Source organism: Bradyrhizobium sp. 25ACV, from assembly GCF_054863005.1.
Genome location: NZ_JAVAYO010000027.1, coordinates 38352 through 64341 on the forward strand (window position 1 = coordinate 38352; position 25990 = coordinate 64341).

The window sequence follows — 25990 nt, forward strand, 5'->3', positions numbered from 1 at the left end:
GGCCTCTTGCCGCGCGGTGTTGCGCCGATCAACACGTCGTATGCGCCGAGGTTCCTAACGACTAATCCGTCGGATTCCGCCCCGTGCGCGGATTGATGGGATCGGTCGGCTTGCGTCGAAGTCGCTCGGGCAGAAACGGCTCGGCGGGGGCGGCCGTGGCGTCGGCACGCACATCGGCATGGTGCTGCGCGCGCTCGTGCGGAGTCTTGTTGTCGTTGAAATGGTACTTCACATCGACGCCGTCGACGGGATCGTTGACGCCGTGCTGGATGTCGCGAAAGTCGCTCATGGTTGACCTCATTGCTTTCCGGGCAGGATCGTTTCGAGCACCTGCCGCGCTGCCCCCTTGATCATCCCGCTTTCGTTCGGATCGCCCTTCAAGAGGGCGAGCGAGAAGTTTTTGGCCTGCTGAAGCGTGATATGCGGCGGCAGCGGCGGCACTTCGGGATCGGTCTTCACCTCCAGCACGACGGGCATCTCGCTTCCCAGCGCCTGCTCCCAGGCCGAGCCGAGCAGCTGTGGGCTGTCGACGAAGATGCCGCGCAGGCCGATGAGCTCGGCGAAGCGGGAATAGGAGACGTCGGGAATGCGCTGCGAGGCTTCGAATTTGGGATCGCCATTGATGATGCGCTGCTCCCAGGTCACCTGGTTGAGATCCTCGTTGTTGAAGACGCAGACGACGAAGCGCGGGTCGCGCCAGGAGCGCCAGTATTTCGCGGCGGTGATCAATTCGGCCATGTTGTTCATCTGCATCGCGCCGTCGCCGACCAGCGCGATCACCGGACGGTCTGGATGGGCGTATTTGGCGGCGAGCGCATAGGGTACCGCGGCGCCCATCGAGGCGAGGCCGCCGGAGAGCGAGGCCGTCATGCCGCGCCGCATCTTGAGGTCGCGCGCGAACCAATTGGCGCAGGAGCCGGAATCGCTGGTGATGATCGCACGGTCGGGCAGGCGCGGGGACAATTCCCAGGCGACGAGCTGCGGATTGACGGGCGCTGCCGGCTGATGTGCCCGGCCATCCAGCGTTTTCCACCATGTCGCGACGTCGTCTTCGATACCCTGGCGCCAAGCGCGGTCGCTCTTGGGCTTGAGCCGTGGCAACAATGCGCGCAGCGTCTCGGCGGCGTCGCCCACGAGGCCGACCTCCATGGGAAAGCGGATCGACATCATGCCGGCGTCGATGTCGATCTGCACGCCGCGCGCTGCGCCTTCCTTCGGCAGGAACTCGGCATAGGGGAAGGCGGAGCCGACCATCAGCAGCGTGTCGCATTCCATCATCATGTTGTAGCTGGGCTCGGTGCCGAGCAGGCCGATCGAGCCGGTGACCCACGGCAGGTCGTCGGGCAGCGCTGCCTTGCCGAGCAGCGCCTTGGCGCAACCGGCCGAGAGCCGGTCAGCGACCGCGATCACCTCGTCGGTGGCGCCAAGTGCGCCGGCGCCGACGAGCATCGCGACCTTCTTGCCGGCATTCAGCACTTCCGCGGCGCGATCGAGATCGGCCTCACGCGGCATGATGCTGGGCGCGCTGTAACCAATGCCGGAATGCAGCGTGCCGTGTGCACGTGGCGGGCTCTCGAAAGCTTCTTCCTGCAGGTCGTTGGGCAGGATGATCACGGTCGGGGTCCGCCGCGCCAGCGCGATCCGCACGGCTCGGTCGATCAAGTGTCGCACCTGCGCAGGCGAGGAGGCCTGCATGACGTAGGCACCGGCGACGTCCTTGAACATCGAGAGAAGGTCGATCTCCTGCTGATAGTGCCCGCCGAGGGCGTTGCGGGCCTGCTGGCCGACAATCGCCAGCACCGGCTGGTGATCGAGCAGCGCATCGTAGAGCCCTGTGATGAGATGCGAGGCACCTGGGCCCGAGGTCGCGATGCAGACGCCGAGCTGCCCTGAGAATTTTGCGTAGGCGCTGGCCATGAATGCCGCCATCTCCTCGTGCCGTGCCTGCACGAAGCCGATCTTGCCGTCCTTTCCTTGGGCCCGGTTCATCGCGCCGAACACGCCGTTGATGCCGTCGCCGGGATAGCCAAAGATGTGGCGCACGCCCCATTGATGCAGACGCTGGACGATGAAGTCGGAGACGGTCTGGGACATCGCGCGTGGCTCTCGGTTGTGCATGAAGTTCAGAGAACGGCTCCTTCCCTGCGATGTTCCTGGTCCGCTTCCGGGAACATCGGCGCCGGAACGATCGCTTGCTCATCCGGTTGATTCACATTGGCTGAGTGGAGGATTGAGATGCTGAATCAAGGCGAGCTGGGCCGCAGCGAGATGGGACGGCTGATCGGCAGCGACAAGGTCGAGGGAACGTCGGTCTACGGCGCCGACCGCAACCGGATCGGTTCGATCGAACGCGTGATGATCGACAAGGTCAGCGGCAGGGTGTCCTACGCCGTGCTTGGCTTCGGCGGATTCCTGGGCCTCGGCAACGACCACTACCCGTTGCCCTGGCAGTCGCTGAAATACGACACGGAGCTTGGCGGATATGTCACCGGCATCACCACCAAGGAACTGGAAGGGGCGCCGAAATATGGCGAACGAAGCGATTGGAACTGGGGTGACGACGCCACGGTGCGCGGCATCAACTCCTATTACGGTGTTCCCTTCGCTTGACGTTCACGGAAAGGGAGATCGATGAGCAAGGAACGGCCCAACGACGATCCCCGGCAGCAGAACGACTGGGGTTCGCACCGGCAGACGGACAAGCCCTGGAAGGGCAATCCGGAGAAGGAGCAGGGATCGGACGAGGAGAAGCCCGATCTCGAGAAATGGCACGAGACGAAGACGCACTGAGACAGGCGCGCTTCCCGTGAGACGTCAGAGACGAGCGCGGCACGCAACTGTGCCGCGCTTCTTTTTGAGCAGGCGTTCACGAATGGGCGCGGGGCTCTCGCAGGGCGGAACCATGCTTCGGCGTTGCGGTTAGGCTCGCGGCGGGCGAGGCGGCTCGTTGCCACCTGCCGCCGGTTGAGTCCCGAGAAAGGTGTTGGCCGTGGATGCTCAAACCCGGGAGCGTGGGCCGTCCGCGGAGCAGCCGCAGAGGGCGAAGGAAGCGCCAAGAACGCCTCCTGATCATGCAAGCGAGACCAGTCAGCCGGCGAAGGCGCCGTCGCTGCGAGACCGGCTTCGTCAGCATTGGCTGCTGGCAACCGCCGGCGCCTTCGTGCTGATCGCCGCGCTCGTTGGCGGTTTGCTCTATTGGCTGCAGGCGCGCCACTATGAATCCACCGACGATGCCTTCGTCGCCGCGCGCAGCTTTTCGGTGGCCTCGAAGGTCGGCGGCTACGTGACCGCCATCCCGGTGACGGACAACCAGCACGTCAGTGCGGGCGATCTCCTCGCTAGGATCGACGAGCGCGACTACCGTATCGCCATCGATCAAGCCAATGCGCAGGTTGCCAGTGCCAAAGCGAACGTCGCCAACGTCGAGGCGCAGATCGATTCGCAGCAGGAGCAGATCAAGCAGGCCCAGGCACAGCTCGAACAGGCGCAGGCTCAGCTGCAGTTCGCGCAGGAGGAGTTCAAGCGCGCCGAGGATCTCGTCGAGAAGGGGGCCGGCACCGTGCAGCGCCAGCAGCAGACCCGTTCCGACCTTCAGGCCCAGCAGGCCAACACCGAGCGCGCCAAGACCGCGGTGACCTCGGCGCAACTCGGCATCAAGACGCTGCAAGCCCAGCTCGAAGGCGCCAAGGCGCAGCTTGAGCAGTCGCAGGCGCAGCTCGATCAAGCGAAGCTGAATTTGCAGTACACCAACGTCGTCGCGGCGCAATCGGGCCGTGTCGTCAAGCTCTCGGGCGCCAAGGGCACATTCGTCACGGCGGGGCAGAGCCTGATGATGTTCGTGCCCGACGAGGTCTGGATCGTCGCGAACTACAAGGAGACGCAGCTGGGCGACATGCGTCCGGGCCAGCCGGTCGAGATCCGCATCGATGCCTATCCCGGCCGCAAGCTCACCGGCCATGTCGATTCCGTGCAGCCGGGCTCCGGCACCGCGTTCAGCCTGCTGCCGGCGGAAAACGCGACCGGCAACTACGTCAAGGTGGTGCAGCGCGTGCCGGTGAAGATCGTGGTCGACAACTGGCCGGCCGATCTGCCGGTCGGTCCCGGCATGTCGGTCGTGCCCTGGACCAGGGTGCGATGACGGACGCTGCGCAAGGCGGCGCATCCGCGGGCGGCTGGTCGCCGGAGCGCTCCGCGGCCGGCGGACATAATCCCTATTTGATCGCCTTCGTGGTTTCGATCGCGACCTTCATGGAGGTGCTCGACACCACCATCGCCAATGTCGCGCTGCGCCACATCGCCGGCGGGCTCGCGGTCGGCATCGACGAGAGCACCTATGTCATCACCAGCTATCTCGTCGCCAACGCGATCGTGCTGTCGATCTCGGGCTGGCTGTCGACGGTGATCGGCCGCAAGCGCTTCTATATGATATGCGTCGCGATCTTCTCGATCGCCTCGCTGCTGTGCGGCTTCGCCTGGAATCTGCAGTCGCTGGTGCTGTTCCGCATCCTGCAAGGCCTCGGCGGCGGCGGCATGGCCACCAGCGAGCAGGCGATCCTCGCCGACTCCTTTCCGCCGCACAAGCGCGGCCAGGCTTTCGCCATCTACGGCGTCGCCGTCGTGGTCGCGCCCGTGATCGGTCCGACGCTCGGCGGCTGGATCACCGATACCTACAGCTGGCACTGGGTGTTCCTGATCAACGTGCCGATGGGGCTGCTCTCGCTGTTCCTGGTCGGTACGCTCGTCAAGGAGCCGTCGGGCGCGGAGGAGGAGAGGGAGAAGCTGCTGAGCAAGGGCCTGCGCGTCGACTATGTCGGCTTCCTGCTGGTCGCGATCGGGCTCGGCTCGCTCGAATTCGTGCTCGACGAGGGCCAGCGCAACGACTGGTTCGGGTCGAACATGATCATCGTCTTCGCGGTGCTCGCCGCGGTCTCGCTGGTCGCGCTGATCCCGTGGGAGCTGACGCGGGAGGACCCGATCGTCGATCTTCGCTTGCTCGGCCGGCGCCAGTTCGCCGCCTGCTTCCTGGTCATGCTCGGCACGGGCGCGGTGCTGATCTCGACCACCCAGCTGCTGCCGCAACTGCTCCAGACCGAGCTGAACTACACGGCGATGCTGGCTGGCCTCGCGCTGTCGCCCGGCGGCATCGCGACCTTGGTGCTGATGCCGGTGGTTGGCCGCCTCGTCAGCACGGTGCAGCCGAAACATCTGATCATGTTCGGCGCTGCCATCGTCGCGTTCTCGATGTGGCATCTCACCGCGCTCACCGGCGACATCACCTATGGATATGCGGCGCTGTCGCGCATCTTCCTCGCGCTGGGCCTGCCCTTCCTGTTCCTGCCGGTGACGACCGCGTCCTACGATGGCGTGCCGCCTGACAAGACCAACCAGGCTTCTGCGCTGATCAACGTCGCCCGCAACATCGGCGGATCCATGGGCGTCGCGCTGGCGCAGACCGTTCTGGCGCAGCGCCAGCAATTCCACCAGAGCCGGCTGATCGAGCACGCCGCGCCGTCAGACCTCGGCTATCAGCAGACTATCGACGCGATGACGCGCTACTTCCAGGCCCAGGGCTCGAACGCGAGCGATGCCGCGTCACAGGCGCTCGCCTGGGTCGGCCGCACCTTGCAGCAGCAGGTCGATTTGCTCGCCTATATCGACGTGTTCTGGACGCTGGCGATCATTGCGGTGCTGATGATCCCGACGGCGGCCGTGCTGCGGCCGATCAAGCTGGGCGCGCCGGCGCGGGGACATTGACCGACGCGGGTCGTTAGGCGAAGGCCGAACCCATGCCAAAGCGCTTGGGCCTTCGAGATGGAGACCCGAGAGAAATGGTGACCTCGGCGCAAAAGTCCGGCTAGACTGAACCCAACCTGAGCAAATTCCGGGAGGCGAATTAAGTGAAGACCGCGATCACCGAGCTGTTCGGCATCGAGCACCCCATCATCCAGGGCGGCATGCATTTCGTCGGCTTTGCCGAGCTGGCCGCCGCCGTGTCGAATGCCGGCGGGCTCGGCATCATTACCGGCCTGACGCAGAAGACGCCGGAATTGCTCGCCAAGGAGATCGCGCGCTGCCGCGACATGACCGACAAGCCGTTCGGCGTGAACCTCACCTTCCTGCCGACCTTCGCGGCGCCGCCCTATCCGGAATACATCGCGGCCATTGTCGAGGGCGGCATCAAGGCAGTGGAGACCGCGGGCCGCAGCCCCGAACAATACATGCCGGCGCTGAAGGCGGCGGGCATCAAGGTCATCCACAAATGCACCTCGGTGCGTCACTCACTCAAGGCCGAGCGGATCGGCTGCGATGCCGTCAGCGTCGACGGCTTCGAGTGCGGCGGTCATCCCGGCGAGGACGACATTCCCAACATGATCCTGCTGCCGCGCGCGGCGGAGGAATTGAAGATCCCGTTCGTCGCCTCCGGCGGCATGGCCGATGGGCGCAGCCTCGTCGCGGCATTGTCGCTGGGTGCCGCCGGCATGAACATGGGCACGCGCTTCATCGCCACCAAGGAAGCGCCGGTGCATCAGAACGTGAAGAACGCGCTGGTCGCGGCGACGGAGCTCGACACCCGCCTGATCATGCGCAGCCTGCGCAACACCGAACGCGTGCTGAGGAACGCCAATGTCGATCGTCTCATGGAGATCGAGCGCGAGAAGGGCGACAAGCTGAAGATCGACGACATCCACGACCAGGTCGCGGGCGTCTATCCCAGGATCATGCTCGAGGGACAGATGGATGCCGGCGCCTGGAGCTGCGGCATGGTCGCCGGGCTGATCCATGACGTCCCCTCCTGCAAGGAACTCATCGATCGCATCATGACCGAGGCGGAACAGATCATCCGCGGCCGTTTGATGGGGTTCCTGGATGGGACGGGCGCGACACGAAAGGTCGCGTGACATCGTCAACTTCTTAACCACGGCGGCACTTGGCCGCTGGAATTGCGCGCGACGCCTCCTAAATAGAGGTAAATTACCTCTTTCAGAATCAATTTCAGGAGGCGTCCGTGGTCCTGAAAAGCGTTCCTTTTGCAGTTGCCGTTGCCCTCGTGATCGCATGGGGCGGCGTCGCGCGCGCTGACGACTACAAGCCAGACGAATATCTCGGCCTCGACCTTTCGAAGGCAGTTCTGTCGCCGAAACGGCTCGGGCCCGAAACACAATTCGCGCCGGTTGCACTCGAGGCGAGGGGTGGCAACGAGGCGCAGGCCCGCGCCGAGCCGGTCGACGTGCCGAAGAAGGTTGCAGCCGAGCGCGTCCGTGTAGCCGAGCCGAAGGTCGCGCACGGCAAGCCCGCGCAGCCGCGCGGTGCAGCCCGCGCCAAGCTCGCGCACCGCCGCGGCAATCCGCTGGATGCACAGGCGAGAGATACCCGCATCCAGACCTGGCCCTGCCGTTCCGGCGGCATCTGCAACTGGCAGCGCTAGACGCTTCGTTTCTTCTTCGCCTCTCCCCGCTTGCGGGGAGAGGCCGGAATTTGCGCGGAGCGCAGATTCCGGGTGAGGGGGACTCTCCGCGAGTCTAACTCCCACCGTCCCCGTGGAGACTCCCCCTCACCCCGACCCTCTCCCCGCAAGCGGGGCGAGGGAGTGTACCGTTCGCTGCGACTGCTTCCCCCGTCATCGGCACGTCGCAAAACCGTAGGCGCGTGGTCAAGAAACCGTAAGGGTAGGAGTCAAGGAGCGCAGGCACCTTCCGTCGCGATTCGACGAAGGTTTCCTGAATGGCAACGCTCCGCGCTTCGCGCGCATGGACCCGGCGGCAATTCCTGATCCGCTCGACCTCCAGCCTCGCCGTTACCTCGCTCGGCACGCTCGCAATGCCGCACCTCAGCCGCGCCGCCGACCGGCCGCAGATCGCGGGGGGTATTCAGTCCGGCGATGTCTCCGGGGACTCGGTCGTGATCTGGGCGCGCGCCGACCGGCCCGCGCGGATGCAGGTGGAATGCTCGACCGTCGAGAGTTTCAAGACCATCATCGCGTCAGCTTCGCGCGACGCGCTGCTTGATGCGGATTTCACCGCAAAGCTGTTGCTGGACGATCTACCGCCCGGCCAGGACATCTTCTACCGCGTGCGCTTCGACGACATCGCGAGCGGCATTGCCGGCGAAAGCCGTGTCGGCCATTTTCGCACCGCGCCGGCCGCGGGCCGGTCGATCTCGTTCGTGTGGTCCGGGGATGTCGCTGGGCAGGGCTGGGGCATCGACATTTCGCGCGGCGGCTATCGCAGCTATCGCACCATGCTCGACAACCACCCGGATTTCTTCATCCACTCCGGCGATCACGTCTACGCCGACTGTACCGTTCCTTCCGAGCAGAAGCTGCCGAACGGCGAGATCTGGCGCAACCTCGTGACCGAGGAAAAGTCCGAGGTCGCGCACACGCTGGCGCAGTTTCGCGGCAATTACAAATACAACCATCTCGACGAGAATTTTTGCGCCTTCCACGCCGAGGTGCCGATGTTCGCGCAATGGGACGACCACGAGGTCACCAACGACTGGTCGCCGGCCGGCAGCCATGACGAGGCCGGCTATGAGGACGACGGCACCCCGCGCCTGGTCACGCGCGCCCGCCGCGCCTTCTTCGACTTCATGCCGATCCGCGACATCGGCGCGCAGCAGGGCCGGGTCTATCGCAAGATCGCCTACGGCCCGCTGCTGGACGTCTTCATGATCGACATGCGCAGCTATCGCGACGACAGCTGGAACAAGGGCGGCGATCACCACGGCTGGATCTTGGGTGCCGAGCAACTCGCCTGGCTGAAGCGTGAGCTCGCGGCCTCGCGCGCAACCTGGAAGGTGATAGCGGCCGATTTGCCGATCGGCCTGATCAGTCTCGACGCCGTCGCACTCGGCGATGGGCCGCCCGACCGGCGCGAGCACGAGATCGCCGACCTTCTGGCCTCCATCAAGCGCGCTGGCGTGCGCAATATCGTCTGGCTCACCGCCGATATGCACTACACCGCCGCGCATTATTACGATCCCGGCAAGGCGCAGTTTCAAGACTTCGAGCCGTTCTGGGAGTTCGTCTCTGGCCCGCTGCACGCCGGCACCTGGGGCCCGGGCGAACTCGACAACACCTTTGGTCCGGTCGCGATGTACCAGAACGGCTGTAGCGCGGCGCAGGGCGAGAACCTCGCGCCCTGCTTCGGCCTGCAGTTCTTCGGCCGCGTCGACATCGACGGCGCCAGCGGCGTGATGACCGTGACCTTGAAGGACGTCGACAATCGCGACCTCTGGTCGGTCGATATCGTGCCGCAGCCGCAGGCCCGTCCGGCCGTGGTGGCGCAGCATTCGTGAGGGGCGGATACTCTGTGCGCGGGTCCCGCCATGGCCCCTAACCCGATCTTGATTGGCCGCGCTGCCCGTGCCGGGCTATGCTGCTCGCTCCCGCCGCCTCTTTTCCATCACCAAAGGGTCTGCCCACGCGACAACGCCGCGTGCATCTAGCGGGTTGAACGACGTCAGGAGCCTGTTCATGGACAATCTGAAGACCCAGGGCATCAGCATGCCCAAGCTCGGCCTCGGCACCTTTCGCATGCAGGGCGATGCCTGCCGCGCCGCGGTCGAGAGCGCGCTGTCGATCGGCTATCGCCATATCGACACCGCCGAGATGTACGCCAACGAAGAATCCATCGGCGCTGCCCTTGCCGCGGCTCGCCTGCCGCGCGGCGAGCTGCATGTCACGACCAAGGTCTGGCATGAGAACCTCAGCCCCGACGCGATCCGCGGAGCCTTCGACGCCAGCCTGAACAAGCTCAGGCTCGATCATGTCGATCTCTATCTCGTGCACTGGCCGTCGAAGGCTGCGAACTGGGGCGCGGTGTTCGAGACACTGATGAAGCTGAAGCAGGAGGGGCGCACGCGGGCGATTGGCGTTGCCAATTTCACCACGGCGCTGCTCAAGACCGTGGTCGAGGACATCAGGGCGCCGATCGCCTGCAACCAGATCGAATATCACGCGATGCTCGATCAATCGAAGGTGCTGGCCTATCTCGCCGCGAAGTCGATCCCGCTGGTGGCCTATTGCCCGCTCGCGCAAGGCCGCATCGCCTCGGAGCCGGTGTTGGCCGAGATCGGCGCCAGGCACAACGCGACCGCTGCGCAGGTGGCGCTGAAATGGCTGCTCGACCAGGACGGCGTCGCCGCGATTCCGAAGGCCTCGCGCCGGGAGAGCCAGCAGGCCAATCTCGATGCGCTGAAGATCACGCTCGACGATGCCGACCGCCAGAAGATCGCGGCGCTGCCGAAGGACCGCCGCTGCGTCAATCCGGGCTTCGCGCCGGCGTGGGATTAGCTTCGTTTCAGACGCGCATGGCAGGAATCGTAGGGTGGGCAAAGGCGCACTTGCGCCGTGCCCACCACCTCTCAATCACTATGAAAGCGGTGGGCACGCTTCGCTTTGCCCACCCTACAAGACTGACGACACGCAAAATGGCCCCGTGAGGGGCCATTTCCATATGCGTTTCGGTTAGTCCCAGTGATGGTGACGATGGCTGCGCTTGATCACCACGACCTTGTCGCGATGGTGGCCGCGATGCCAGCCGTAGTCGCGATGGCCGCGGAATTCGGCGCGAGCACCGTACGGCCCGTGATGATGGTGGTAGCCACCGCGCTTGATCACCACCGTCTCCGCGTTCGCCAGCGTCGGCGCCGCGATCACGAGCGCACCCAGAGCCGCAACCACATAACCAAGCTTCTTCATGATGTCCTCCTCCAATCGAATGCAGATTTAAACCGCGCATTCGCGCGAACGTTCCGGAGGAAACGCGGGAGAATTCTGAACAGCTGTTCAGGTGACTAATCGCAGCGTTGCTGCGCCGGCGTCGGCGCGCCGGTGGCGACGTACTTGCCGTCCCTGATCGTGTACTCGCCGCGCTCGCTGCGATTGTAGATCGCGCGCAGGCTGCCGTCCTTCGCCAGCAGCAGCCCGAACTCACGGGCCTGGTGCAGCGAGGGGAAGTACACCATCACATTGAGCAGGCCCTCGGCGCCGAGCGTGGCCGACACCACCTCGTTCTCGTCCTTGGCCTCGCCGAAATTGCGCCGGTACATCACCCGGCCGTCCTTCCGGATTTCGTAAGTCAGGAGCGCGCCCTTGTCGCGGTCGGGCCGGGTCGCGCAATCGACCGCCCACGAGCCGAGCAGGCCCCATTGCTCGACCGTCGCTGTCAGTGTCTCGGCACCTGCCGTGGAGGTGATCGCCGCCCACAGCATCGCAGCCGCGATCCAGCGGCTCAAACAACGCGTCATGTCCTGAAGAAACCCCGCCTCGAAGAATTCCAAAGTGTAGCATCCCGCCCGCATCCGTCCATGGCTGCCGCCGATCGCTCGCGAATTTGATCCGCGTCAATGAGGCCGGTCGTTTCCGGGGTAGGATGGCGTTTCCCGAAGGCGAACCTGGATAGACCAATGCTGAATCAAGTCATGCATTTTGCGGGCGAAGTGCTGCCGGGGAGCTGCGCCGTGCCGCCTTATTCCGAGACCGCGTTTCTGACCGAGCTGGGCGATCGCTTGCGGTCCTCGCGCATGCGCTGCGACCTGTCGCGCCGCGAGCTGGCCCGCCGTTCCGGGATTTCCGAGCGCTATATCGCCCAGATCGAGGCCGGCAAGGGCAACGTCTCGATCGTCCTCTTGCTGCGGCTGGCCTCCGCGATCCACGGCAGCCAGCCACAGGCGGCCTGACCCAAGCATGATCCCGATCCGGAGGGGCGCCTCAGCACAAACGGCGAAGCGGTTTTCCGGCAGGACCATGCCCAAACAATAAGGCTAGGCCCGCTTCTCCACATTGGCGCTCCGGGCCGGCACGCCGAACTCCTTGCGGCAGACCTCGGCCAGCACGGCGACGCCCTCGCGGATCTGCTGATGCGTCGGGCTTGCAAAACACAGCCTGAGCCGCGAGCTGGCATGGCTCTTGTTGGTCGACCATTCCGGTCCCGGATTGATCGAGACTCCGGCGGCGAGTGCGGCCTGATAGAGTTTCAGCGTATCGACCTGGTCGGGCAGCTTCACCCAGAGGAAGATGCCGCCCTTGGGCTCCTCGAACTCGGCGGCCGTCCCGAACTGCTCGTTCAGCGCCTCCATCAGCGTGTCGAGCTTGGTGCGCAGCGCCTTGGTCAGGGCCGGCACGTGGCTCGCGAAATGCGGCTTGCAATAGGCGGCGAGCACCATCTGCTCCAGCGCGCCGGAGCCGGCATCCGTCTTCAGCGCCAGCATCCGCGACATCACATCCCAGGGCGCCACGATGAAGCCGACGCGTAGCGCCGGCGCGATCGATTTGGAGAACGAGCCGATATGAATCACCCCGCCGCTCTCGCTCATCGCATGGATCGCCCGCGGCCGCTGACCCGACCACACGAGGTCGGCATAGCAATCGTCCTCGAAGACAGGCACGCCATACTCGGTCGCGAGCCGGACCAACTCAGTGCGGCGGCTCTCGGGCATGATGCTGCCGGTCGGGTTCTGCACCGTCGGGATGGTGTAGATGTATTTGGGACGGATGCCGCGGCTCTTCAGGTCAGCCAGCGTCGAAGCCAGCAGGTCCATGCGCATGCCGTCCTTGTCGAGAGGGACGCCGACCACGTTGACGCCGAGCCGCGCCAGGCGGGTCAGCGAGCCCTGATAGCTGTCCTGCTCGAAGATCACGGTGTCGCCGCGCGTCAGCAGCGTGGCGTTGACGAGGTCGAGCGCCTGCAGCGAGCCGGAGACGATCAGGAGATCGTCGACGGTGCAGGTGATTCCGGCGTCGCGCTTGAGCTTCGTCACCAGGAATTCGCGCAAGGGCAGGTAGCCCTGCGGGCCATGCGCCAGCCCGTAGGTCGCGAGCGACCGGCCTTCGCGCTGTAACGCTGCGGTGGTCGCTTCGATCAGGCCGTCGAGCGGCAGTTGCTCCGAATCGTTGTTGCCGCCGACGAAGCTGTATTTGGCAAGGCCCGTCCAGCGCGCAGAAGGGGCCGGCAGCCCTGCCGGAAACAGGGGTGCGAAATCGAAGCTGGACGTCATGGGGGCGTTCCTCGTTTTGTTCTTGTTGAGCCAGCCGGCGTTGCACCGGCCAGTCTTGTTTCTTGGTCAACCGTCCGGGTCGGACGGACTCACTTCTTTGTGGCCGTCCTGGTCGGACGGCCCTGGCTGATGAAAGCGTAATGCGCATTGGCGACGCCGCCAACCATCAGGGCCTCGACCACGGGCTCGGCGATCTCGCCTGTCGCGGCCCAGTCGACCAGGAAATTGGCCCCGGTCCCGCCGCGCACGTCGTCGGTCGGAATGAAGATCGAGACGGTGGCCAGCGGCCTCACTGCCACCGGTGCCTTCAGATAACTCTCGACCTGCTTGCCTGCGGTGTCGAAATAGGCGATGCGTTTGATCACCAGTGCTTGCGTCTCGGAGGCGTTGTGAACACTCAAGGTCACCGAGAAGTCGACGCGCAGCTTGCCCTGGCTCATTGCGACGCTGGAATAGGCAGGCACGTAGAATCCACCGGAGATTGCGAGTTCCTCCTTCGGCAGCGCGGCGAGGGAATCGGCGAAGTTCTGTTCAATATTGACCTTGGATTGTGCGACGGCGGGCACGGCAAAGGCGAAGGGGCATAACAGCATTGCTGCGAACAGCCCTTTTCGCATGTGACGAATTGCTCGCTTGCCGCGCCGCAACCCGTCTCTAGGGTGCGGCAAAACGGACCAATTTGGCATGCATGAGCTCATTCGCGACATCACTCTCTGTATTCTGTTTGCCTGGATGCTGGGCCTGCTCGCCCATTTCTCCCGGCAGCCGCTCATTCTGGCCTATCTTATCGCCGGCTTTTGCATAGGTCCATTCGGCGCCGGCTGGGTCCATTCGCAGGAATCGATCGGCGTCATCTCCGAGCTCGGCCTGATCTTCATGCTGTTCATGATCGGCCTGGAGATCGACCTGAAGAAGATCGTGCGGGCGGGAAAGGTGATCCTGTTCGCGGCGGGCGGCCAGCTGCTCGGAGGCTGCCTGCTCGGGGTCCTGTTCTTCGTCGGCATCGGCCTGTCGCTCGGCGGCGGGCACTTCGATGCGGTCTATCTCTGCGTCGCCTGCGCGCTGTCGAGCACCGTCATCATCGTCAAGGTGCTCTATGAAAAGCGCGAGCTCGACACGCTGCCAGGGCGCATCACGCTCGGCGTGCTGGTGCTGCAGGACATCTTCGCCATCCTGTTCCTGGCGGTGCAGCCGAGCCTCGCCAATCTGCAGGCCAGCGTCATCCTGCTCTCGATCGGCCGTGTCGCGGTGCTGGTCGCCGCAGCTCTGCTGGTCAGCCGCTACGTGCTGCCGCGGCTGTTCCACCAGATCGCCCGGCGGCCCGAGCTGATCCTGCTCGGCGCGCTGGCCTGGTGCTTTCTCGTCGCCGAGACCGCCGAGCGGCTGTCGCTCTCGCGTGAGATGGGCGCCCTGATCGCCGGCGTCTCGCTCTCGACCTTTCCCTATGCGCTCGACGTCACCGCCAAGGTCACCACGCTGCGCGACTTCTTCATCACCCTGTTCTTCGTCGCGCTCGGCATGACCATTCCCGTCCCCGGCCTCTCCGTGATCGGGCTGGCGCTGATGATCGCGGCTTTCACGGTGGTGAGCCGCCTCGTCACCACCTTCACGCCGCTCTATCTGATGAAGCAGGGCCTGCGCGCCAGCCTGTTGCCGGCGCTGAACCTCGCGCAGATCTCCGAGTTCTCGCTGGTGGTGATCCAGACCGGCGTCAACGATCACCACATCGCAGCGCAGACGGCGAATGCCGCCTCCTTCGCCTTCGTGGTGCTCGCGGTGCTCTCGACCTTCGCGATGAGCCGCAGCGACGAGATCACCCGCTGGGCCATCGGCCCCCTGAAGCGGATCGGCCTGCGCGACCTCGATCACGGCAGCGGCCATGCCGAGGAGGGGCACGAGGGCGGCCATGGCGAGGCCCGCCGTATCGTCATCCTCGGCTTTTTCCGTGCGGCGAGCGCGCTGCTGGCCGAGATCGAACGGCAGGCGCCGGTGCTGCTCGAGCAGATCACCGTGGTCGATTTCAACCCAAATGTGTACCAGACGTTGCTGTCGCGCGGCCTGCACGTGATCTATGGCGACATCAGCAGCGCGGATACGCTGCTCCATGCCGGCGTCGGTAAGTCCGAGATGATCATCCTCAGCGTGCCGGATGCGCTGCTGAAGGGCGCCAGCAACGAGAAGCTGGTCCGCCACGTCCGCGCGCTCAATCCGACCGCCCTGATCGTGGCCACGGCCGATCTCCTGTCGGACGTGGAGGAGCTCTATGCGGCCGGCGCCAGCTACGTCACCGTGACCCGGCTCAGCGACGCCCATGAGCTGTTCACGGTCATTGAGGCCGCGCAGGCCGGCCTTCTGACCGACAAGCGCGCCGAGCTCGACCAGCGGCTCGGCGAGCGCCGCGAAGTGCTACCCTGACGCGGACCGGCCGCCTTCCACCCCGGCAATCCGCGCCTATATCCCTGGTATCTTCGGTGCAAGCCTGTCCACCTTGGCAGACCTGCCGTCAGGCATATGCGGTTGCGTCCAGGACACTAGCGCCCCGGCCCAAGTCCGGCTAAGCCTCCCGGCATAACCGATAGAGATTGGGACATGCCCGATAGCGTTCAGGAAGTCTTGCAGGCCTTTGCCCGGGGTGAGCTCGTGGTCGTCACCGACGACGAGGACCGTGAGGGCGAGGGCGATCTGATCGTCGCCGCCTCGCTCTGCACCGCCGAGAAGATGGCGTTCATCATTCGCCATACCTCAGGCATCGTCTGCGCGCCTGTGACCACCGAGGATGCGCGCCGCCTGCGGCTCGATCCGATGGTGGCCCACAACGATTCCGCGCACACCACCGCCTTCACGGTGTCGATCGACTACAAGCCCGATGGCGGCACCGGAATCTCCGCCGAGGAGCGCGCCTCCTGCTGCCGCGCGCTGTCCAATCCCAATGTCGGTGCCAATGACTTCGCCCGGCCCGGCCATATCTTCCCGCTGATCGCCAAGGATGGCGGCGTGCTGCTGCGCTCCGGCCATACCGAGGCCGCCGTCGATCTCTGCAAGCTCTCCGGCCTGCCGCCGGTCGGCGTCATCAGCGAATTGATGAACGACGACGGCAGCGTGATGAAGGGCGAGCAGGTCGCTCGCTTCGCCGCCCAGCACAAGCTCAAGCATGTCACCATCGCGGACATGATCGCCTACCGTCAGGCGCGCGAGAAGCTGATCGAGCGGGTCTCGACCTTCGTCACCGAAAGCCCGATCGGACCCTTGCAAGGCTATGCCTATCGTTCGCCGTTCGATTCCATCGCCCACGTCGCTTTCGTCTACAACGGCGTCGGCGACGGCAAGAACGTGCTGACGCGCTTTCACAAGCCGAACATCGTCAAGGACACTTTCACCGGCCACAAGCGCATGGCGGTCGTGCTCGAGCACTTCAAGAAATCCGGCCGTGGGGTGCTGGTTTTTCTGCGCGACGGCGCGGCCGGTGTCCCCGTGGCCCCGCTGCCCGACGAGAGCGCGACGGAGGCAGACCGCAACCGCCAGTGGCGCGAAGTCGGCGTCGGTGCGCAGATCCTGCGCGATCTCGGCGTCACCTCGATCCGGCACCTCACCTCCTCGGTGCACGACTACAAGGGCCTGTCGGGCTTCGGCATCGAGATCGTCGCCAACGAGCAGCTCGAAAGCTGACGACGCGGTTGCTGGGTTCGCGCCGTTGCGCGACCCGGAATGACCGAAACCAGGATGCAATTGCACTTGTTGCCGCGGCGCTTTAGTTTGTCGGGCAAATTTTGACGGAACCAGACGAAAGGACGTTTCATGAGCGTGCGCCCTCAGGCCAAGGACAAGCCGGCTGCGGCTTCTTTCCAGTGGGACGATCCGTTCCTGCTCGACGAGCAGCTGACCGAAGACGAGCGCATGGTGCGCGACACCGCGCGTGCCTACGCCCAGGACAAGCTGCTGCCGCGCGTCACCAAGGCCTATCTCGAAGAGACGACCGATCGCGAGATCTTCAACGAGATGGGTGAGCTCGGCCTGATCGGCATCACGCTGCCGGAGGAATATGGCTGTGCCAATGCGAGCTATGTCGCCTATGGCCTGGTCGCGCGCGAGATCGAGCGGGTCGATTCCGGCTATCGCTCGATGAACTCGGTGCAGTCCTCGCTGGTGATGTACCCGATCTACGCCTATGGCGACGAGAACCAGCGCAAGAAGTACCTGCCGAAGCTCGCCAGCGGCGAGTGGGTCGGCTGCTTCGGCCTGACCGAGCCCGATGCCGGCTCCGACCCGGCCGGCATGAAGACGCGCGCCGAGAAGGTCGCGGACGGCTATCGCCTCACCGGCAGCAAGATGTGGATCTCGAACGCGCCGATCGCCGACGTGTTCGTGGTCTGGGCCAAGTCGGCGGCGCACGACAACCAGATCCGCGGCTTCGTGCTGGAGAAGGGCATGAAGGGCCTCTCCGCGCCGAAGATCGGCGGCAAGCTGTCGCTCCGCGCTTCGATCACCGGCGAGGTCGTGATGGACGGCGTCGTGGTTCCGGAAGACGCGCTGCTGCCCAACGTGTCCGGCCTGAAGGGCCCGTTCGGCTGCCTCAATCGCGCCCGCTACGGCATCTCCTGGGGCGCGCTCGGCGCCGCCGAGGACTGCATGCATCGCGCCCGCCAGTACACGCTCGACCGCAAGCAGTTCGGCAAGCCGCTCGCCGCGACTCAGCTCGTGCAGAAGAAGCTCGCCGACATGGAGACCGAGATCGCGCTCGGTCTTCAGGGCTCGCTTCGCGTCGGCCGCCTGATGGACGAAGGCAAGTTCGCGCCCGAGATGATCTCGATCATGAAGCGCAACAATTGCGGCAAGGCCCTCGATATCGCCCGCGTCGCGCGCGACATGCACGGCGGCAACGGCATCTCGGCCGAGTACCACGTGATGCGTCACGTTCATAACCTCGAGACGGTCAACACCTACGAGGGCACGCACGACGTCCATGCCCTGATCCTCGGCCGCGCCATCACGGGCATTCAGGCGTTTTTCTGAGCGCTCTGCGGTGAACGCGTGAGGCACGAGAACTCTCCAACTGCGTCATGGCCGGGCTTGTCCCGGCCATCCACGTCTTAAGCCACGCGAAGAACGTGGATGCCCGGCACAAGGCCGGGCATGACGAAGTCAGCAAGGAATGAGCAAGCCATGTCCGACAATGACGACGTCCCGTTCAACCGCAACTTTCCGCTGAAGCCGGGCGTCGTCGAGGAAGTCCGACCCGGCGTGCGCCGCGTGCTCTGTAACAATCCGAGCCCGTTCACCTTCACCGGCACGGTCAGCTACATCGTCGGCAAGGGCCATGTCGCGATCATCGATCCCGGTCCGGACGATGCGGCGCATGCGGCTGCGCTGCTCGATGCCGTGCGCGACGAGACGGTGAGCCATATCTTCGTCACCCACACCCATCGCGACCATTCGCCGAATACCGCGCGGATCAAGCAGGCGACCGGCGCGCCGGTTTATGCCGAGGGCCCGCACCGGGCCTCGCGCCCGCGCTTCGAGAGCGAGAAGCACAATCCGGAATCCGGCTCCGATCGCGACTTCGTACCCGACATCCGGATCGCCCATGGCGACGTCGTCGAAGGCAACGGCTGGCGGCTCGAGGCCGTGGCGACGCCCGGCCACACCGCCAATCATCTGGCATTCGCCTGGCCGGAGCGAAAGTTCAACTTCGTCGGCGATCACGTGATGGGCTGGTCCACCTCGATCGTGGCGCCGCCCGACGGCTCGATGATCGACTACATGGACTCGCTCGACCGGCTCGCCGCACGCGAGGAGGATCTCTACTTCTCCGGCCATGGCCCCGAGATCCCCGACGGCCAGCGCTTCGTGCGCTTCCTGATCCGTCATCGCAAGGCGCGCGAGGCCTCGATCCTGCACCGCCTCGCCAAGGGCGAGACTGACATCCCGACCATGGTCCGCGCGATCTATATCGGCATCGACCCGAGGCTGACGACGGCCGCCGGCTATTCCGTGCTGGCGCACCTGGAAGACCTGGTCGCCCGCGGCGTGGTGGCGACCGATGGCGATCCCGTGATCGGCGGGACGTATCGGATGGCGTAGGGGCGAATAGCGAGTGGGGAGTAGCGAGTAGCCGGCGTTCCATTCGCCATTCGCTACTCGCCATTCGCCAGCTTCATTTCTTCACCGTCTTTGCCGGCGCCTTCGGTGGCGCCACCGGCGTCTTCTTCACCGGCTTGAGCGCGTCGGCATCGGCGGCGGTGTTGAGATCGTCGATGAATTTCTTGACCCGTGCGGCGTTGCTGCCGAGATCGCTGTCGAAATTGCGCGAGGCCGAGCGGATGTCGACGCGGGAATCATCGCCGTCCGGCACGAACCTTATCGAAATGTCCTCGCGAAAACCCATGATCGGCGTGCGCGCCACCGCCTCGATGCGGCCGATGCGGCGCGGCGGCTGCGGTGCTCGCTCGTCGATGACGATCCATTTGCGCTTGTTGACGAGCTGCAGCGCGATCGCATAGGCGCGGTCGACAGAAATCTCGAGCTCGACGGGCTCGATATCAGGGTAGAAATGGCGCTGCTGCTCCGCCGAATAGAGGCCGGCATAGACCGCGGTGTTGGTGCCCTCGCCGGTGCGCAGGCGCGCCAGCGCGTCGAAACGCGGCGGATCGATCGGGTCGGTGGTGATGTCGTAGATCGCCGGCAGCTTGCGATATTGCAAGGCCAGATAGGCGGGATAGGCGAGGATCGCCCCGTCGATGAGCAAAGCGAGCAGGATGCGCGCCATGCCACGCGAGCCGTTCTGCCAGATCGCGGCAAAGCCGGCGAGCCCGAACAGGATCGACAGGCCTGATATCGCGAGCCCGCCGAAGAAGGTCGCAAGGGCCGGCTTCGGCTCCAGGAAATCGAAGCGGACGATGATGATCGAGACCACCACCGCCACCACCGCGAACACGGCCAGATTGCGCGCCCAACTCGCGAGGCTGGACACGGGCTCCGACTGATAGGGAGCGGAAAACCTGCGGGCCATCGAGTGAGCTCTGCCGGGGTTGGCGATGCCGGCCGATCTGGCGCGACGATGGGCCGTTGAGACCACGGCGCGGGGGCAAATTCAAGGGAGACCGGGCTGTTATGACCGGTCATTCCGGAGCGCCCGAAGGGCGAACTTAGGCGCGCCGCTGCGGCGCACCTGAAAATCTCGAGATTCCGGGTCGGCTCTTCGAGCCGCCCGGAATGACGTTGTGTGCCGGCCCCGTTACGCCGCCGCGTTCGGGAAGCGATAATCCCTAAATTGGTCGCGCAGCGCCGTCTTCAGGATCTTGCCGGTGGCGGTGTGCGGAATACCTTCGACGAAGGCGACGTCGTCGGGCATCCACCACTTGGCGATCTTGCCGTCCATGAATTTCAGGATGTCCTCGCGGGTGGCCTGCTGGCCCTGCTTGAGTTGCACGATCAGGAGCGGCCGCTCGTCCCATTTGGGGTGGAACACGCCGATCACAGCAGCTTCCGCCACGGCCGGATGGCCGACCGCGAGGTTTTCGAGGTCGATCGAGGAGATCCACTCGCCGCCGGACTTGATCACGTCCTTGGAGCGGTCGGTGATCCGCATGTAGCCGGCCTCGTCGATGGTCGCGACGTCGCCGGTGTCGAAGAAGCCGTCCTCGTCGAGGATGTCGGTGTCGATCCGGAAATAGGCCTTGGCGACGGCCGGGCCTGAGACCTTGAGGCGGCCGAAGGTCGTGCCGTCCCAGGGCAGTTCCTTGCCGGCATCGTCGGTGATCTTCATCTCCACCGCGAAGGGCGCATAGCCCTGCATCTGCAGCACGTCGAGCCGCGCATCGCCGGTGGCGTTCTGGAACGGCGGCTTCAGCGCCGCGACGCTGCCGATCGGGCTCATCTCGGTCATGCCCCAGGCGTGACGCACGTTCGATCCCATGTCGAGGAAGGCCTTGATCATCGAGCGCGGCATCGCCGAGCCGCCGCAGATCACCATCTTCAGGTCCGGCAGCTTGAGATTATTGGCACTCATGTGCTGGAGCAGCATCAGCCACACCGTGGGCACGCCGGCGGTGTGCGTCACCTTCTCGGTCGAGAGCAGCTCGTAGACCGAGGCGCCGTCGAGCTTGGCGCCGGGCATGACCAGCTTGGTGCCCTGCGAGGGCGCGGAGAAGGCGATGCCCCAGCTGTTGGCATGGAATAGTGGAACCACCGGCAGCATCGTCTCGGACGCACTGGTGCCGAGCGCGTCGACATTGTTGGCCATCAGCGCATGCAGCACGTTGGAGCGATGCGAATACAGCACACCCTTCGGGTCACCGGTCGTGCCCGACGTGTAGCACATCGCGGCTGCCGTGTTCTCGTCAAAGTCCTTCCATTTGAATTTGCCGTCGGCCTCCGCAATCCAGTCCTCGTAGGCGACCACATTCTTCAGCGTCGTCTGCGGCATGTGCGCCTTGTCGGTGAGCACGACGTAGCGTTCCACGCTTGTCAGCTTGTCGGCGATCTTCTCCAGGACCGGAACGAAGGTGATGTCGGTCATCACGATGCGGTCCTGCGCATGGTTGATGATCCAGGCGATCTGCTCGGGGAAAAGGCGGGGATTGACGGTATGGCAGATGGCGCCGATCCCCATGATGCCGTACCACACCTCAAGATGGCGCCAGGTGTTCCAGGCGATCGTTGCGACACGGTCGCCGAGCTTGATGCCGTCGCGCTCCAGCATCTGCGAGACCTTGAGCGCGCGCTTGTGGATCTCGGCGTAATTGGTGCGATGGATCGGTCCCTCGACCGAGCGAGTAACCACCTCCTGCTTGCCATGAATTTTGGCGGCGTGTTCGATGATCCGGTGGCAGAGCAGGGGCCAATCTTGCATCAAACCAAGCATTCCGACGTTCCTCCGAGAAGTCGCTGGGCGCGTTATCGCTCTCAGCGTTGGGCCAAAGAATTGTCATGAGTTTTAGCCTGCCGGACTTTCGCCGCAAATGGTCTTGTCGCGGCTATATGTCCGCTGGCGCGGCAATGGTTACCGCTGCGCTCGGGCTGTCGCTCGTGCTCGCCGAGAGGGCAGAGGCGCGAAAATACACATCCCCGCTGGATATCTTCGGTATCGCCGCACCACGGCCGCGCCCCGCGGTTCATTCCGCCAGGATCCCGCTCCCGCGACCGCGCCCCCAGGAGGCGCCCAAGACATCGGACGAGGCTCCGCCGGAGGCGGACGGCAAGCCTCTCGCGGACAAGCCCGGCGCCGACAAGCCCGCCGAGGCTGCGCCGCCGGCCCAGAAGCCGGTCTCGGCCTGCCGTCTCGCGCTGACCGAGGAGATCGCGATCGCGCCCTCCATTCCGGATATCCGCGGCCCCGGCGCCTGTGGCGGCGAGGATCTGGTGCGGCTGGAAGCCGTCGTGCTGCCGGACAAGCGCAAGGTGACGGTCAAGCCGGCGGCGATCCTTCGCTGCACCATGGCGTCGGCGATCGCCGATTGGCTGCGCAAGGACATGGCGCCGCTGGCCACCAGCCTCGGCTCGACCATTGGCGAACTCGACAATTTCGACAGCTTCGAGTGCCGCGGCCGCAACCGCGTCGCCGGCGCGCTGCTGTCGGAGCACGGCAAGGCCAACGCCCTCGACGTTCGGGCCATCAAGCTGGCCAACGGGCAGTCGATCGGCCTCACCGATCGCAGCATGTCACGCGAGGTGCGCGAGCGCGTGCTGCACTCGGTCTGCGCGCGCTTTTCCACCGTGCTCGGCCCCGGCTCGGACTGGTACCATGAGGACCATATCCATCTGGACCTGGCGCAGCGGCGGAACGACTACCGGATCTGCCAGTGGAACGTCTGGGATCCCCTGCCGCAGGTCGCCCCGCTGTTGCCGGCGGAACGCCCCGAAGAGGCGCCACCGCGCGAGGTCGCAGCCAAGCCCGAGGTCAAGCCCGAGGCCAAGCCTGAAGAAAAGGAAGGAGCTGACGACGAGGCGGCGGAGAAGTCCGCGGCGCCCGCGAAAAAGCCGGCGGCCGACGGCAGCAAGTCCCAGCCGCACAAGCCGGCAACAAAAAAGCGCCGGTGAAACCGGCGCTTTTGGATCTCAGAGATCAGCAGGCGATCAGTAGCTGCCCGCCTGGCCGGTCTGGCTGCCGCCGAGCGCCAGCCGCGAATTGTAGGGCGAATCGCCGTGCTTCGGCTCGAGCACCACGACGAGGGTGCCGAGCTTGACGCGATCATAGAGATCGATCGCGTCCTCGTTGGTCAGGCGGATGCAGCCCGACGAGATCGAGGCGCCGATATATTCCGGCTGGTTGGTGCCGTGGATGCGGAACAACGTGTCTTTCCCGCCGGAATAGAGGTAAATCGCGCGAGAGCCCATCGGATTGTCCGGGCCGGGTGCGACATAGGTCGGCACGCCCAGGCGCGAAATCTCGCCGGGGGTGGGATGCCAGGCCGGCCACTCGGTCTTGCTGCCCACCTTGGCGATGCCCGACCAAGCCATGGCCTCTTCGCCAACGGTGATGCCGTAACGGATCGCCTTGCCGCCATCCAGCACGTAATAGAGGTAGTGATTGTCGGAATCGACCACGATCGAGCCCGGCGATTCCTTGCGGTGGTATTGGACGATGGCACGACGGAACGGCTCCGCAACCGGGGTGTTCTCGTACCGAACTTTGGCGAGCAGTTCCTTGTCCTTCGGCTTGAAGGCTTTGGTGTCGGTCGCCTCGAAATGCGTGGCCTGCATGCAGCCCGACAGCATCAGGCCGGCGGCCAGAATTCCTAACTTAACTTTCAGCGACGACATGATTTGGTTCCAATCAAAACAATACCGTGCGGAAGGCCTGAGCTTACCGCCCAAGTTCCTCGACTCCGTTAATCCCATTATCGTTGAAATCTGCCACAATTCCAGCACTGAAGGCCTTATCCCGCGCTGCGAGACCCAAGCTGTGGCTTTTCTGCCGCAAGTTTTGCGGCCCCGTGAAGATTTCTGGGCCAAAGGAGGCCGAACTGTCGATTCCGTGCCACAGTTGAGCCATGCCGTCGCCACAAATGCAAACGCTCCGTTAATGTGGTTGTCATCGTGAACTTGTCAGAATCGCGCTAAGGGCTGTCATTCTGTCGCAGGTTCTCTGGAGTCGTGCATGTTTTCGGTGTTTGTTCCCTCCGAGTCCGTCCTGAAGAAGGTTGTCATCGAAGATCTTACCGCGTTGCCCGAAAGCGCGGTCTGGATCGATCTCTTCAACCCGAGCGCGGCCGAGGACAAGGCGGTGGAGCGGCTCGCCGGTATCGCCATCCCGACCCGGGAAGACATGCAGGAGATCGAGATCTCCAGCCGTCTCTATATCGAGAACGGCGCGCGCTACATGACCGCGACGCTGATGTGCCACTCCGATACCGACATGCCCCGGACCACGGCGGTGACCTTCATCCTCGGCGACCACCGCCTGGTGACGGTGCGCTACGACCTGCCGAAGCCGTTCGCCCTGGTCGAGGCCAAGCTCGCCCGCTCCTGCCCGCCCTCCATTACCGGCGAGATGGTGCTGATGGAGCTGCTGGACGCCGTGATCGACCGCTGCGCCGACATCCTGGAGCGCTGCGGCGCCGAGATCGACCAGGTCAGCCACGACATCTTCGAGCCCGAGAGCGAGCGCCACGGTCACGCCAAGCAGTATTCCCAAATCCTGATCTCGATCGGCCGCAAGGGCGATCTGACCTCGAAGGTTCGCGAGAGCCTGGTGTCGATCGGCCGCGTCGTCACCTTCCTTTCGGCGGTGGTGGAGGGTGTGAAATGGTCGAAGGACATGCGCGAGCAGCTCAAGACCATGCAGCGTGACGTTTCCTCGCTGACCGACCACGCCTCCTATCTCTCCAGCAAGATCACCTTCGTGCTCGACGCCATGCTCGGCGTCGTCAATCTCGAGCAGAACAACATCATCAAGCTGTTCTCGGTCATGGCCGTCGTGCTGATGCCGCCGACGCTGATCGCCTCTATCTACGGCATGAACTTCAAGATGATGCCGGAACTCGAATGGGCGCACGGCTATCCGATGGCGCTGGTGATGATGCTCGTCGCCGCGATTCTTCCGTACTGGCTCTTCAAGTGGAAGAAGTGGCTCTGATCCCGTCGCGCTCGGAAAATAGCTACCGAGACCTTACGCCGGTCGCACAGACACGGTGAATCGTGTCGCAGAATAGATCGGGATTGCGGCCGCGCCGTGATGTGTTCGCCGTGCCGCAATTCCTCCGGTAAAATTTGAGCGGTGGGCTGAACGTTTGCGCGAAACTTGTCTGCGATAAGCAGTGCGTAGCCGCGAGGAACAACCATGGTTGAAAAACACATAACGTCGCCCCGCAACGTCATCGACCTGGCGAACTATCGTCAGGTCCTGGCGAGCGGCAAGGCGTCGTCGATGTCGGCACGCATGTGCCGGCACTGTGGTGCTCCGCTGCTCGACGGTGAGAACGACGACGACTGCTCGACCGCATTCAGCACGGCCGCTCCGCGGCCGCGCGACAGGTCACGTCGGATTCGAATCGATTGAGGAACGGAAGGCGAGGGCGATCCAGGTCCTGCGGCGGCGTTGTCTGGATCGCCTTGCTTCCCTTCCTTTTCAGGACAATCGGCTGCGACGTCCGATTGGCGGGTGCGCTAGAGAGCGACTGAACCGCCCATCCAGCCAAAACGGGACCTGTGTCGCGCTCTGTCAATCCATGCGCGCGAAAATATTCCACTTTACCGAAATTCGGTTTCGGCGTATGTGCCGTCCATCCCGGCTCATCCAAGAGGGGCGACTATGTGGTCGTCACTGTCGCGAGCCGGGGCTTGCGGTGGACGCGGCAGCGTCGGCACGAGAGGCGCGGGCAGGGCGGGTAGTCCCTGTGAGCCCGAGGCTTCGTGCGGACGAGCGGCGCTGCCAGGCTTCGTCTCGTCTGTATGTTTCCGGCTTCGTCGACAGGGCTTGGAAAAACTGCGGCGAAATGGCGGGCCGTGCGTACGGCAAAACCGTGTGGTCCTGGCCGTCGTTGCTACGGTCAAG

25 protein-coding genes are annotated in these 25990 nt (G+C 64.6%); 16 read left to right on the plus strand and 9 right to left on the minus strand.

From position 1 onward, the window contains the following. Window positions 1-61: 61 nt before the first annotated feature. Window positions 62-289 carry a hypothetical protein gene (locus tag RAD04_RS37375; RefSeq protein ID WP_018321730.1) on the minus strand — a complete coding sequence of 76 codons (228 nt, stop codon included), beginning with the start codon at window positions 287-289 and terminating at the stop codon, window positions 62-64. Between the two features lie 8 nt (window positions 290-297). Beyond that, entirely contained in the window at window positions 298-2094 is a 1797-nt protein-coding gene (locus RAD04_RS37380; protein WP_461627779.1) for a thiamine pyrophosphate-requiring protein, read from the minus strand. Between the two features lie 141 nt (window positions 2095-2235). On the opposite strand from RAD04_RS37380, the gene RAD04_RS37385 reads away from it, so the two are divergent. From RAD04_RS37385 to RAD04_RS37420, 8 genes are all read left to right on the plus strand, one after another. Beyond that, entirely contained in the window at window positions 2236-2610 is a 375-nt protein-coding gene (locus RAD04_RS37385; protein WP_018321728.1) for a PRC-barrel domain-containing protein, read from the plus strand. A 21-nt stretch (window positions 2611-2631) separates the two neighbouring features. Further along, complete coding sequence (locus RAD04_RS37390; RefSeq protein ID WP_018321727.1) at window positions 2632-2790, plus strand: hypothetical protein; 159 nt, start codon at window positions 2632-2634, stop codon at window positions 2788-2790. A 199-nt stretch (window positions 2791-2989) separates the two neighbouring features. Then, window positions 2990-4138: an HlyD family secretion protein gene (locus tag RAD04_RS37395; protein ID WP_461627780.1), complete on the plus strand. Its 1149-nt coding sequence runs from the start codon at window positions 2990-2992 to the stop codon at window positions 4136-4138. Beyond that, window positions 4135-5754, plus strand: a complete 1620-nt coding sequence (locus tag RAD04_RS37400) for a DHA2 family efflux MFS transporter permease subunit (RefSeq protein WP_461627781.1) — start codon at window positions 4135-4137, stop codon at window positions 5752-5754. The genes RAD04_RS37395 and RAD04_RS37400 overlap by 4 nt, the downstream gene beginning before the upstream one ends. A gap of 143 nt (window positions 5755-5897) precedes the next feature. After that, entirely contained in the window at window positions 5898-6899 is a 1002-nt protein-coding gene (locus RAD04_RS37405; RefSeq protein WP_461627782.1) for an NAD(P)H-dependent flavin oxidoreductase, read from the plus strand. Between the two features lie 107 nt (window positions 6900-7006). Further along, window positions 7007-7426, plus strand: a complete 420-nt coding sequence (locus tag RAD04_RS37410; RefSeq protein ID WP_461627783.1) for a hypothetical protein — start codon at window positions 7007-7009, stop codon at window positions 7424-7426. 296 nt (window positions 7427-7722) lie between these two features. After that, window positions 7723-9297 carry an alkaline phosphatase D family protein gene (locus tag RAD04_RS37415; protein WP_461627784.1) on the plus strand — a complete coding sequence of 525 codons (1575 nt, stop codon included), beginning with the start codon at window positions 7723-7725 and terminating at the stop codon, window positions 9295-9297. Window positions 9298-9475: 178 nt separating this feature from the next. Further along, the gene (locus RAD04_RS37420; RefSeq protein ID WP_461627785.1) at window positions 9476-10294 is read left to right on the plus strand and encodes an aldo/keto reductase; all 819 of its coding nucleotides are present in this window, start codon (window positions 9476-9478) and stop codon (window positions 10292-10294) included. Window positions 10295-10468: 174 nt separating this feature from the next. On the opposite strand, the gene RAD04_RS37425 is transcribed toward RAD04_RS37420, so the two are convergent. Both RAD04_RS37425 and RAD04_RS37430 read right to left on the minus strand, forming a co-directional pair. Further along, window positions 10469-10702: a hypothetical protein gene (locus tag RAD04_RS37425; RefSeq protein WP_461627786.1), complete on the minus strand. Its 234-nt coding sequence runs from the start codon at window positions 10700-10702 to the stop codon at window positions 10469-10471. 95 nt (window positions 10703-10797) lie between these two features. Next, a complete protein-coding gene (locus RAD04_RS37430; protein ID WP_461627787.1) occupies window positions 10798-11250 on the minus strand; it encodes a hypothetical protein in 453 nt (150 codons plus the stop codon). A 159-nt stretch (window positions 11251-11409) separates the two neighbouring features. Between RAD04_RS37430 and RAD04_RS37435 the strand changes: the two genes are divergently transcribed. Then, on the plus strand, window positions 11410-11682 hold the full coding sequence (locus RAD04_RS37435) for a helix-turn-helix domain-containing protein (protein WP_461627788.1): 273 nt from the start codon (window positions 11410-11412) through the stop codon (window positions 11680-11682). An 84-nt stretch (window positions 11683-11766) separates the two neighbouring features. Here the strand turns inward: RAD04_RS37435 and RAD04_RS37440 are convergent, their stop codons facing one another. Together RAD04_RS37440 and RAD04_RS37445 are read right to left on the minus strand one after the other, a co-directional pair. Then, window positions 11767-12999: an aminotransferase-like domain-containing protein gene (locus tag RAD04_RS37440; RefSeq protein ID WP_461627789.1), complete on the minus strand. Its 1233-nt coding sequence runs from the start codon at window positions 12997-12999 to the stop codon at window positions 11767-11769. An 89-nt stretch (window positions 13000-13088) separates the two neighbouring features. Continuing rightward, window positions 13089-13616 (minus strand): DUF3124 domain-containing protein, encoded by a 528-nt coding sequence (locus RAD04_RS37445; RefSeq protein ID WP_461627790.1) that lies wholly within the window; start codon window positions 13614-13616, stop codon window positions 13089-13091. Between the two features lie 67 nt (window positions 13617-13683). Between RAD04_RS37445 and RAD04_RS37450 the strand changes: the two genes are divergently transcribed. From RAD04_RS37450 to RAD04_RS37465, 4 genes are all read left to right on the plus strand, one after another. Next, entirely contained in the window at window positions 13684-15414 is a 1731-nt protein-coding gene (locus RAD04_RS37450; RefSeq protein WP_461627791.1) for a cation:proton antiporter domain-containing protein, read from the plus strand. Between the two features lie 174 nt (window positions 15415-15588). Next, window positions 15589-16665, plus strand: coding sequence for a 3,4-dihydroxy-2-butanone-4-phosphate synthase (gene ribB, locus RAD04_RS37455; RefSeq protein ID WP_461627792.1), 1077 nt, complete (start codon window positions 15589-15591; stop codon window positions 16663-16665). A gap of 129 nt (window positions 16666-16794) precedes the next feature. Continuing rightward, window positions 16795-18009 (plus strand): acyl-CoA dehydrogenase, encoded by a 1215-nt coding sequence (locus RAD04_RS37460; RefSeq protein ID WP_104462986.1) that lies wholly within the window; start codon window positions 16795-16797, stop codon window positions 18007-18009. 150 nt (window positions 18010-18159) lie between these two features. After that, complete coding sequence (locus tag RAD04_RS37465; RefSeq protein ID WP_461627793.1) at window positions 18160-19077, plus strand: MBL fold metallo-hydrolase; 918 nt, start codon at window positions 18160-18162, stop codon at window positions 19075-19077. A gap of 73 nt (window positions 19078-19150) precedes the next feature. Here RAD04_RS37465 and RAD04_RS37470 read toward each other — a convergent pair whose 3' ends face one another. After that, window positions 19151-20005, minus strand: a complete 855-nt coding sequence (locus RAD04_RS37470) for a DUF1499 domain-containing protein (RefSeq protein WP_028144022.1) — start codon at window positions 20003-20005, stop codon at window positions 19151-19153. 225 nt (window positions 20006-20230) lie between these two features. Continuing rightward, window positions 20231-21859 carry a fatty-acid--CoA ligase gene (locus tag RAD04_RS37475; protein WP_461627794.1) on the minus strand — a complete coding sequence of 543 codons (1629 nt, stop codon included), beginning with the start codon at window positions 21857-21859 and terminating at the stop codon, window positions 20231-20233. A 65-nt stretch (window positions 21860-21924) separates the two neighbouring features. Between RAD04_RS37475 and RAD04_RS37480 the strand changes: the two genes are divergently transcribed. Next, window positions 21925-23034, plus strand: coding sequence for an extensin family protein (locus tag RAD04_RS37480; protein WP_461627795.1), 1110 nt, complete (start codon window positions 21925-21927; stop codon window positions 23032-23034). Between the two features lie 36 nt (window positions 23035-23070). On the opposite strand, the gene RAD04_RS37485 is transcribed toward RAD04_RS37480, so the two are convergent. Then, window positions 23071-23757, minus strand: coding sequence for a L,D-transpeptidase (locus tag RAD04_RS37485; RefSeq protein ID WP_018321707.1), 687 nt, complete (start codon window positions 23755-23757; stop codon window positions 23071-23073). 337 nt (window positions 23758-24094) lie between these two features. Between RAD04_RS37485 and RAD04_RS37490 the strand changes: the two genes are divergently transcribed. Both RAD04_RS37490 and RAD04_RS37495 read left to right on the plus strand, forming a co-directional pair. Continuing rightward, complete coding sequence (locus RAD04_RS37490; protein ID WP_461627796.1) at window positions 24095-25072, plus strand: magnesium transporter CorA family protein; 978 nt, start codon at window positions 24095-24097, stop codon at window positions 25070-25072. A gap of 204 nt (window positions 25073-25276) precedes the next feature. After that, complete coding sequence (locus tag RAD04_RS37495; RefSeq protein ID WP_038972668.1) at window positions 25277-25495, plus strand: hypothetical protein; 219 nt, start codon at window positions 25277-25279, stop codon at window positions 25493-25495. Window positions 25496-25990 lie beyond the last annotated feature (495 nt).